Genomic DNA, 10,012 nt, shown 5'->3' with positions numbered 1-10,012 from the left:
GGGGGCGGTACCGGCGTAGCGCCTGGGGTGTTGGGGGGGGGCGGCCCGGGTTTCGCGCCCGCCAGCTACCCCCGTTTGTTGTCCCCACCCGCGGCGCGCGCCCCTGGCCGGCCGGGCGGCTTCGCACCGGCCCCGCGGCGCGGCGGCCATCTGGCCGGCCAGGGTGGCGCGGCGATCAACGACTTTGCCCGCTATCGCCTGCGCCCACCGCCGCGCGGCTATGCCTGGGTGCGGGTCGGCGGCGGCTTCGCCCTGGTCGCCGAGGCGACGGGTCAGGTGTTCGACGTGGTTCCGAACTGAGCGGCGGCCCTATTCGCCGCCCAGCCTGGCCTTCAGCATCTGGTTGATGACGCCGGGGTTGGCCTTGCCGCCGGTGGCTTTCATGATCTGGCCGACGAACCAGCCGATGGCCTGGGGCTTGTCCCTCACCTGGGCGGCCTGGCCGGGGTTTTCGGCGATCAGGGCGTCGATGATCGCGTCGAGCGCGCCCGTGTCAGAGACTTGCTGGAGTCCTTGTTTTTCGACCACCTCGCGGGCGCCGCCCTCGCCGGCCCACATGCGCTCGAAGACATCCTTGGCGATCTTCGAGGAGATCACGCCCTCCTCGATCAGCTGCACCAGCTCGGCGACGCCGTCGGGCTTGATGGGGCTGTCGGCAATGTCCAGGCCCGCGGCGGTCAGCCGCGCGGCCAGGTCGTTGGTCACCCAGTTGGCGGTGAGCTTGGCGTCGCGACCTTTCGCCGCGGCCTCGAAGAAGTCGGCCCGCGCCCGTTCGGAGATCAGCACCTGGGCGTCGTAGGCGGTCAGGCCATATTGCGCCTGCAGCCGGGCCTTCTTGGCGTCCGGCAGCTCCGGCAAGGTCGCCTCGATGGCCTTGACCCAGGCCGGGTCGAGATCCAGCGGCAGCAGGTCCGGATCGGGGAAATAGCGGTAGTCCTGCGCCTCTTCCTTGGACCGCATCGAGCGCGTCTCGCCCTTGGTCGGGTCGAACAGGCGGGTCTCCTGGGTGATCGAACCCCCCTCTTCCAGAAGATCAATCTGCCGGCGCGCCTCATACTCGATGGCGGCCTGGATGTAGCGGTAGGAATTGACGTTCTTGATCTCGCAGCGCGTGCCCAGGTGGCTGAAGTCGCCGGTCTCGCGGAACCGCTCGTAGGCGCCAGGGCGGCAGACCGAGACATTGACGTCGGCGCGCAGGTTTCCCTTCTCCATGTCGCCGTCGCAGGTGCCGAGGTAGATCAGGATGGTTCTGAGCTTCTTGACGTAGGCCGCGGCCTCGGCGGACGAGCGCATGTCCGGCATGGAGACAATCTCCATCAGCGCGGTGCCGGCGCGGTTGAGGTCGACGTAGGTGGCGTTGGGGTCCTGGTCGTGCAGAAGCTTGGCGGCGTCCTGCTCCAGGTGCAGCCGCTCGATGCGCACGGTGAAGGCGGAGCCGTCGTCGTGCTCGACGATCACCACGCCCTCGCCGACGATCGGGTGCTTGTACTGGCTGATCTGATAGCCCTGCGGCAGGTCGGGATAGAAGTAGTTCTTGCGGTCGAAATGGCTCTTCAGGTTGATCCGGGCGCCCAGGCCCAGGCCGGTCTTTATCGCCTGTTCGACACAGTGGCGGTTGATCACCGGCAGCATGCCCGGCATGGCCGCGTCGACCAGGCTGACCTGCTCGTTGGGGCCCGCGCCAAAACCCACGGCGGCGCCGCTGAACAGCTTGGCGTTGGAGGCCACCTGGCAATGGACCTCCAGGCCCAGGACGATTTCCCACGGACCGGTGCGGCCCTCGATCAGCTTGGACGGGTCAGACATCGCGTCTCACTAGCGCCCCAAGGGCTCGAGCGAAAGCGTGACGCACGCGTCATCTTGCGCGACGCCGGAAATCGGGCTCAAAGGACGGCGCATTGCCCCGTCGGGGGGTGAGCCACGGCTACGCTCGGTCAGGGCGGCGCTGTCTGGATTGTAACTTGCATCTCACCCCGCTGTCGCGTTCTGCTTGGCGGGCCACACCACTCGGGGAAGGAACCCACGTATGAAGATCACCCTCGTCGCCGGCCTCGCGGCCCTCGCGACCCTCGCCGCCGTCCCGGCGCTCGCCCAGGGCACGACGACCACGACAACGACAACGACGACCGCGGAAGCGAAGTTCTCTGTCGAGAAGACCCCCATCAGCATCATCTGGGCCGACCCCGTCGGCAAGGCGATCCTGCTCAAGGCCCTGCCGCCGCTCGAGCAGTACATGGACCAGATCAAGGACATGACGCTCGCCCAGGTCGCCCCGATGAGCCAAGGCGCCATCGACGACGCCAAGCTCAAGGAAATCCAGGCCGAGCTCGACAAGGTCAAGTAGGACGACGTTTCCCTCCCCCTTGTGGGGAGGGTGGACGATCCAAAGGATCGGACGGGTGGGAAAATCCGGATCAGGCTCTGAGTCCGGACCTGGGTTCCCCACCCTGACCGCTCAGCGGTCTGTCCCTCCCCATTAAGGGAGGGAAATCACCACCACTTCTGCGGCTTGGCCCGGAAGTCGGCGGCTTTTTCCAGCGCACCGCCCAGCGAGAACAGCGTGCCTTCGTCCAGGGCGCGGCCGATCAGCTGTAGCCCCAGCGGCAGGCCCTGGGCGTCGAGCCCCGCCGGCACGCTCATGCCCGGCAGGCCGGCCAGGTTCACCGTCACCGTGAAGATGTCGTTCAGGTACATGGCCACCGGATCGTCCGCCCGGTCGCCGAGGCTGAAGGCGGCCGAGGGCGCGGTGGGGGTGAGCAGCGCATCGACCCGCTCGAACGCCCGGTCGAAGTCGTCGGCAATGCGCCGGCGCACCTTCAACGCCTTCAGATAGTAGGCGTCGTAGTAGCCGGCCGAGAGCACATAGGCGCCGATCATGATCCGGCGCCTGACCTCCGGCCCGAAGCCGGCGGCGCGGGAGTTCTCATAGGTGTCGGTGAGATTGGCGCCTTCGACGCGCAGGCCGTAGCGCATCCCGTCATAGCGGGCGAGGTTCGACGACGCCTCGGCAGGGGCGACGATATAGTAGGCCGGCAGGGCGTACTTGGTATGCGGCAGGCTGACCTCGACGATCTCGCAGCCGGCGTCCTTCAGCCAGGCGATCCCCTGCGCCCACAGCGCATCGATCTCCGGCGGCATGTTGTCGACACGGTATTCGCGGGGCACGCCGATCCGCAGGCCCTTCACTGACTTGCCGACGAAGGCCGCGAAGTCGGGGGTTTCCACCGGCAGGCTGGTGGAATCCTTCGGGTCGTGGCCGGCCATGGAGGTCAAGAGGATCGCCGCGTCCTCGACCGTGCGCGCCATCGGCCCGGCCTGGTCCAGCGAGGACGCGAAGGCCACCACGCCCCAGCGCGAGCAGCGGCCATAGGTCGGCTTGATCCCCACCGTGCCGGTGAACGCGGCGGGCTGGCGGATCGAGCCGCCGGTGTCGGTGGCCGTGGCGCCCAGGCAAAGCTCCGCCGCCACCGCGCTCGCCGAGCCGCCCGACGAGCCGCCGGGGGTCAGCTGGGCATTGCCGCCGCGGGTCCGCCAGGGATTGACCACCGGACCCCAGGCCGAGGTCTCGTTGGACGAGCCCATGGCGAACTCGTCCATGTTCAGCTTGCCCAGCATCACCGCCCCGTCGCGCCACAGGTTGGCGGTGACGGTGGATTCGTAGGTCGGCACGAACTCGCCGAGGATCTTCGAGCCGGCGGTCGAGCGCACGCCCTGGGTGCAGAACAGATCCTTGATGCCCAGCGGCGCGCCATCCAGCGGGCCGGCGGCGCCGGTCGCGCGGCGGGCGTCGGAGGCGCGCGCCATGTCCAGCGCCCGCTCCGGGGTCTCCAGCACGAAGGCGTTGAGCGCGCGTGCGGCCTCGACAGCCTCGACGTGGGCCTGGGTCAGCTCGACGGAGGAGAAGGATTTTGCCGCCAGGCCGTCGAGCGCGGCCTTCAGGGTCAGCTTGGTCAGGTCCGACATCTATTCGACCACCTTGGGGACCACGAAGAAGGCGCCGGCGCGGCGCGGCGCGTTGGACAGCACCATCTGCGCATCGCCGCCCTCGGTGACCACGTCGTCGCGCATCGGCGCGGGCATGTGCACGGCCGAGGTCATCGGCTCGACCCCGTCGGTGTCGACCTCGGCCAGCTGTTCGATCCAGGCCATGATTCCGGACAGCTCACTGGCGAGCTGGTCCAGACCCTCCTCCGGCTGGGCGATCCTGGCCAGCCTGGCGACCTTGCGCACGGTCGCCGCGTCGATGGTCATGCCACCCTCCTGAAACTGAAGGCGTGGGTTAGCCGGGTGTGGGGCGTTTAGGCAAGCGACAGCCCCCAAAAGGGCGACCCATCAACGCGACCTTCCTCATTTCCGATCGTCATGGCCCGGCTTGCCCGGGCCACCCAGGATCGCCGTGTCGGGGGTTTGCCTGAGCGTTTCGTGTTCATGGGTCCCCCGGACAAGCCGGGGGATGACGAGCTCCAATTGGAAAGGGCGGTGAACATTGGTCCCGGCTCTCCGCTTCGCCACGGCTGGGATGACGGGTATGGAGGGGCGATATGGCCGTTGTCGATCTCACCGAACTCCCGGCGCTGTTGCCGCCCCACGCCCCGGACGTCGGCCTGGACCTGGGCGAAAAGACCATCGGGGTGGCGGTGTCGGACGCCACGCGCACGGTGGCCAGCCCGCTCGAGCTGATCCGCAAGGTCAAGTTCACGCAGGACGCGGCCACCCTGTTCAAGCTGATGCAGAGCCGGGGCGCGGCGGGGATCGTCATCGGCCTGCCGGTCAACATGGACGGGACCGAGGGGCCGCGCTGCCAGTCGAGCCGGGCGTTCGGCCGCAACCTTTTGCGCCTGCGGGACCTGCCCATTGCGTTCTGGGACGAGCGGATGAGCTCGATGGCCGTCAACCGGGTGCTGATCGACGAGGCCGACGTGACGCGGGCGCGGCGCGCCGAGCTGGTGGACAAGATGGCCGCCGCCTGGATCCTGCAGGGCGCGCTGGAACGGTTGAGGTTGTTGCCGGGATAGCGAGGGTATGTCACATCTTAGCCGGAGCGGCGACCTGGGGTTGTTCTCGCTCAGCAGACGGTGGCCCTGATGGCTGACAGCGCCGAGCCGCGATCTCCGCCCCCTGGCGCGGCCCAGGGTGGCCGGTTCAGCGCCTTCATCAGCTACAGCCACCGCGACGCAGCGTTCGCCAGGCGTCTGCATCGCGACCTGGAGGGCTATCGGCTGCCGCACCGGCTGGCGGCCCGATCGCGCTCTGGCAAGCGGCTGAAGCCGATCTTCCGCGACAGCGACGAGCTCTCCGCCACCTACGACCTGACCGTGGCGGTGCGCGAGGCGATCGACCAGGCCGAGCACCTGATCGTCGTCTGCTCGCCCAACGCCGTGCAATCGCCCTGGGTCGGCCGCGAGATCGAACTGTTCCGCGCCCTGCACGGCGACTCCGCGATCCTGGCGGTGTTGGCCGAGGGTGAGCCGGCGCAGGCGTTTCCACAGGCCCTGCGCCATGCGCTGGACGGCCACGCGGTCGAGCCTCTGGCCGCCGATTTTCGCCCTGAAGGCGGCGGGCGGCGGCTGGAGATCCTGCGGCTGGTCGCCGTGCTGGCCGGCGTGCGGCTGGACGAACTGGTCCAGCGAGACGCCCACCGCCAGGTGCGGCGCATGGCGCTCGCCGCCGGCGGCGCGGTGGCGGGGCTGGCGGTGGTGGGGGCGCTGGCGGTAGTGGCGCTGAACGCGCGCGCCGAGGCCGATGTGCAGGCCGCCCGCGCCGGCCACCTGGGCGACTTCATGCTCAGCGACCTGCGCAAGGGCCTGCAGGCCGCCGGACGCCTCGACCTGCTGGCCCAGGTGAACAAGGCCGCGCTCAGCGCCTACAGCGCCAAGGACGCCACCCCCGACGCGGTGATTAGGCACGCCAAGGCGCTACAGGCCGAAGGCGAGGACGACGAAAAGCGCGGCGACGTGAAAGCCGCGCGGGCGCGGTTCGATGAGGCTCACGGGCTGACGGCGACCCTGCTGGCGGCCGGCCCGAATGATCCCAAGCGGATATTCGCCCATGCGCAGAGCGAGTACTGGGAGGGGTTTGTCGCGTGGCGCGAGGGCGATGGGGCGAAGGCAAAATCAGCACTGGAGCGATACTCAAGCCTGGCAGCGCAGTTAGTAAGATTGGACCCAGCGAACGATGCCTGGCTGATGGAGGCTGCATATGCTTCCAATAACCTTGGCACGCTTGCGCTGAGGCAAGCTGGAGACCCGGCAAGGGCCGAAGGTCACTTCCGGGAGGCACTAGCTGATATCGAACTGATCGCCAGACACAGGCCAAGAGATCCCGATATTCTGAGCGCCAAGGCGAACAAGTTTGCATGGATAGCGGACTGCCAGCGCCTCAGAGGCGCGCCCCAAGAAGCTCTCGTCAGCCGCGAGGCACAGCGCGTCGTGCTTGCCGAACTGCTTGCGAAAAATCCACGAGATGTCGAGGCCGAGGCTGACATGCTTGGGCACGACCTTGCCGTTGCCCGGATCGACGCCAGTCAGGGACAGTGGCGGCGCGCGGTTTCCCGGCTGAGGGCAGGCCGAAAGGCGGCTAAGGCTCTTGAGCAGGCCGATCCAGACAATAGGAATTTCCCCAAACTCGCACGAATGTTCGAACTTTTCGAGGTCCGCACTTGGCTAGAGGCGCCTCCCAGGGTCCGACCTCAGGCCTCCGAACTGGCCCGAACGCTGGGCGACTGTCGGCCGATCGCGACGGGGGCGAGCTTCCAGGAGATCGGCGACTTTTGTGGCGTCTTGCTGGCACGTCTAAGGGCACAGCTCGGCGACAAACAAGGCATGCTGGCTGCCCTCGCTCCAGTGGAGCTTAACGCAACCACTCGCCATGACATTCTCACGGCCCGCTGGGGGCTCAATCTAGGCGACGAAGCTCGCCTAGCTCGAATTGCTGACAACAGGGGAAAGATGCGATGAGTGCGCGCACTTGGACGGCCGCGACGCTGGTCATACTGGCGATTTCAAGTTCCCCTGCACGATCAGAACCCATGGCGAGCTCACCTACAGTATCAACCCTAGGTCCCAATTTATACTCAATAAAAGAGTGCGACAAATCTCTCAATCTCTACCCTTATATTGTTTACAAGATTACATTGGGCCGTCATTTTAGTATGTATTCGGCGTCTGTACGAAAGCAGATTCGAGCGACTACGATAAATTCGTCTGGAGATTTTGATGAGTATGTAAATTCACCGGCAATTAACAACAATAACAACATTTCCGACTGGCAAAATAAAACACGGATTGGGATAAGAACTCCCTTACCATCGATCACAGATTCCGTATTGGTAAAAATTGTACTTGATAATAAGCGATTAAGTTTTCGAAGTGACGGATTCGCTCTTCGGGCCGGAGATCCTATAGGAGAGGCTATGTTTTGCGATCTTCGCTACGACGGACATTCAAATAGTCTTACCTTCAAGGTACAATACCTCAGGGGAAAAGGCGGAAAACCCCTCTACGGCACATACAATATCGGTGTAAATGTCAAAGATCGTAAGCGGAACAGCAAGTTTAGCTTACCGATATTCTTCGATCCAGAAATTAAGAACGAGGGTTGAGTGCCCCGCTGAATTTTCCTCGCAACCCGCCCGCGAACAGATCCACCTTGCCGATCCCCACTCCCTTCGACCGCAAAATCCCGTAGTCGGTGGAGAGGTGGAAGTAGAGGTTGGTCGCAGCGAAGACGGTGAGCCATTGGGCGGCGGGGAGCGTGGGTGACATCTCGGCGCCCAGGGTCACGGTGAGCAGGACGTCGTCGCGGCCGGCGAACTGGGCCGGGGCGATGGCGGCGAGACAGGTCTCGGCGTCGGCGAGGGCGGCCTGGAAGCCGGCCACCTCGGCGCCCTTGCAGGTCACCGCGGGTATGGCGCAAGGCGTGGCCCTGCCCGCGCAAAGGCCGCGCTTCCCTTCCCGCCCGGCGGCCTCTAAGACGACGCTTTGATGACTAGCCCGCCCCCCGGCCTGAACGACGTCCTCAAACGGACCTTTTCGTTCCCGAAGCGGCATTTCCTGTCGGCCACCGATCTGAACGAGGTGGAGGTGGCGAGCCTGCTCGACCTGGCCGACGGGTTCGTGGCGCTGAACCGCCAGACCTCCAAGAAGCTCGACCTCTTGAAGGGTCGCACGCTGATGAACCTGTTCTTCGAGAACTCGACGCGGACCCAGAGCTCGTTCGAGCTGGCCGGCAAGCGGCTGGGCGCCGACGTGGTCAATATGAGCCCCCGGTCCTCGGCCATGTCGAAGGGCGAGACCCTGGTCGACACCGCGGTGACGCTGAACGCCATGCAGCCGGACCTGTTGGTGGTGCGCCACGCCTCGTCCGGGGCGGCGTCGCTGCTGTCGCAAAAGGTCAGCTGCTCGGTGGTCAACGCCGGCGACGGCCAGCACGAGCACCCGACGCAGGCGCTGCTCGACGCGCTGTCCATGCGGCGCGCCTTCGGACGGATCGCGGGGCTGAAGGTGGCGATCTGTGGCGACGTGGCCCATTCCCGGGTGGCGCGGTCCAATATCGCGCTGTTGCAGATGCTGGGCGCAGAGGTCCGGCTGGTGGGGCCGCCGACCCTGATCCCGCCGCAGGCCGACCGCTGGAACGTCGCCATCCACCACGACATGCGCGAGGGCATCGCGGACTGCGACGTGGTGATGATGCTCAGGCTCCAGCTGGAGCGGATGGACGGGGTGATGGCGCCTTCGCAACGGGAGTATTTCCGCTTCTTCGGCCTCGACCGCGAGAAGCTCGCCTGCGCGGCGCCGCATGCCCGGGTGATGCATCCCGGCCCGATGAACCGCGGCGTGGAGATCGATTCCGACGTCGCCGACGACCTGTCGGTCAGCCTGATCCAGGACCAGGTGGAAATGGGGGTCGCCGCGCGGATGGCGGTGCTGACCTCACTGGCCGCGCGGCTGGACAACAATTGATGAGCGCGCCCCTCAAGACGGCCCGGCCCACCGCCTTCACCAACGTGCGCCTGGTCGATCCGGCCAGCGGCTACGACGGACCCGGCGCCCTGATCGTCACCGAAGGCGTGATCGCCGACGTCATGCGGGGCAGTGGCCCGGGCGCGCTGTCGCCGGACGTGGAGGTGATCGACGGCAAGGGCGCCCTGCTGATGCCCGGCCTGGTGGACATCCGGGTCAAGACCGGAGAGCCGGGAACGGAGACCAAAGAGACGCTGAAGTCGGCGGCCCGCGCGGCGGCGGCGGGCGGGGTCACCTCCATCGTCCTGCAATCGGACACCGACCCGGCGATCGACGAGCCCTCGGTGGTGGACTTTATCCTCAGGCGGGCCCGCGACATCGAGCTGGTCAATGTCTATGTGGCCGGGGCCGCGACCAAGGGCGCGAACGGCCAGCGGATGGCCGAGATCGGGCTGATGGCCGAGGCCGGCTGCCTCTATGTCTCCGACGCGGACCAGCCGATCGTCGATTCCAAGGTGATGCGGCGCGTGCTGGCCTACGCCAAGGCGTTCGGGGTGCTGGTGGCCCACCGCCCGGCCGACCCGTGGCTGTCGGCCGGCGCGGCGGCCAGCGAGGGCGAGTTCGCCTCGCGCATGGGCCTGCCCGGCGTGCCCGCCATCGCCGAGAAGATCATGCTGGAGCGCGACCTGGCGCTGGTGGAGCTGACCGGGGCGCGGCTGCTGGTCGACCAGCTGACCACCGCCGACGCCCTGGAAAGCTTCCGGCGCGGCCGCGACAAGGGCCTGCCGGTCACCGCCACCACCTCGATCAACCACCTGTCGTTCAACGAGATCGACATCGGCGACTACCGCACCTTCTGCAAGGTCGATCCGCCGCTGCGCAGCGAGGACGACCGCCAGGCGGTGATCGAGGCGGTGGCCACAGGCCTGGTCCAGATCGTCGTCTCGGCCCATGCGCCGGCGCCCGCCGAGGACAAGCGGCTGCCCTATGACGAGGCCGCGCCCGGCGCTGTGGGGTTGCAGACCCTGCTGCCCGCGCTGCTGACCTTTCAT

The 10,012-nt window shown here is 66.8% G+C and carries 10 protein-coding genes; 6 read left to right on the top strand and 4 right to left on the bottom strand.

The window, feature by feature from the left end; genetic code table 11:
• On the top strand, positions 1-300 hold a 300-nt coding region (locus RMN86_RS08900; protein WP_309605481.1), incomplete at its 5' end, for an RcnB family protein.
• Between the two features lie 9 nt (positions 301-309).
• On the opposite strand, the gene gatB is transcribed toward RMN86_RS08900, so the two are convergent.
• Positions 310-1,806 carry an Asp-tRNA(Asn)/Glu-tRNA(Gln) amidotransferase subunit GatB gene (gene gatB / locus RMN86_RS08895; RefSeq protein WP_309605480.1) on the bottom strand — a complete coding sequence of 499 codons (1,497 nt, stop codon included), beginning with the start codon at positions 1,804-1,806 and terminating at the stop codon, positions 310-312.
• A gap of 220 nt (positions 1,807-2,026) precedes the next feature.
• Here gatB and RMN86_RS08890 point away from each other — a divergent pair, with 220 nt between their 5' ends.
• Positions 2,027-2,344: a hypothetical protein gene (locus RMN86_RS08890; protein WP_309605479.1), complete on the top strand. Its 318-nt coding sequence runs from the start codon at positions 2,027-2,029 to the stop codon at positions 2,342-2,344.
• Positions 2,345-2,490: 146 nt separating this feature from the next.
• On the opposite strand, the gene gatA is transcribed toward RMN86_RS08890, so the two are convergent.
• A complete protein-coding gene (gene gatA, locus RMN86_RS08885) occupies positions 2,491-3,963 on the bottom strand; it encodes an Asp-tRNA(Asn)/Glu-tRNA(Gln) amidotransferase subunit GatA (protein WP_309605478.1) in 1,473 nt (490 codons plus the stop codon).
• On the bottom strand, positions 3,964-4,251 hold the full coding sequence (gene gatC, locus RMN86_RS08880; RefSeq protein ID WP_309605477.1) for an Asp-tRNA(Asn)/Glu-tRNA(Gln) amidotransferase subunit GatC: 288 nt from the start codon (positions 4,249-4,251) through the stop codon (positions 3,964-3,966).
• Between the two features lie 290 nt (positions 4,252-4,541).
• On the opposite strand from gatC, the gene ruvX reads away from it, so the two are divergent.
• Positions 4,542-5,015: a Holliday junction resolvase RuvX gene (gene ruvX, locus RMN86_RS08875; RefSeq protein WP_309605476.1), complete on the top strand. Its 474-nt coding sequence runs from the start codon at positions 4,542-4,544 to the stop codon at positions 5,013-5,015.
• A 69-nt stretch (positions 5,016-5,084) separates the two neighbouring features.
• Positions 5,085-6,956: a toll/interleukin-1 receptor domain-containing protein gene (locus tag RMN86_RS08870; protein ID WP_309605475.1), complete on the top strand. Its 1,872-nt coding sequence runs from the start codon at positions 5,085-5,087 to the stop codon at positions 6,954-6,956.
• Between the two features lie 627 nt (positions 6,957-7,583).
• Here RMN86_RS08870 and RMN86_RS08865 read toward each other — a convergent pair.
• Positions 7,584-8,048, bottom strand: a complete 465-nt coding sequence (locus RMN86_RS08865; RefSeq protein WP_309605474.1) for a DUF1993 family protein — start codon at positions 8,046-8,048, stop codon at positions 7,584-7,586.
• Here RMN86_RS08865 and RMN86_RS08860 point away from each other — a divergent pair.
• Together RMN86_RS08860 and RMN86_RS08855 are read left to right on the top strand one after the other, a co-directional pair.
• Positions 7,983-8,960 carry an aspartate carbamoyltransferase catalytic subunit gene (locus RMN86_RS08860; protein ID WP_309605473.1) on the top strand — a complete coding sequence of 326 codons (978 nt, stop codon included), beginning with the start codon at positions 7,983-7,985 and terminating at the stop codon, positions 8,958-8,960. The two genes, RMN86_RS08865 and RMN86_RS08860, sit on opposite strands and share 66 nt — an antisense overlap.
• Positions 8,960-10,012: dihydroorotase (locus tag RMN86_RS08855; RefSeq protein WP_309605472.1), on the top strand; the 1,053-nt coding region annotated here is incomplete at its 3' end. The genes RMN86_RS08860 and RMN86_RS08855, both read left to right, overlap by 1 nt.

The organism is Phenylobacterium sp. (assembly GCF_031360265.1).
Classification (GTDB): domain Bacteria; phylum Pseudomonadota; class Alphaproteobacteria; order Caulobacterales; family Caulobacteraceae; genus Phenylobacterium.
The sequence above is the reverse complement of the archived record's forward strand: the minus strand, read 5'-3'. Positions and strand labels throughout refer to the sequence as shown.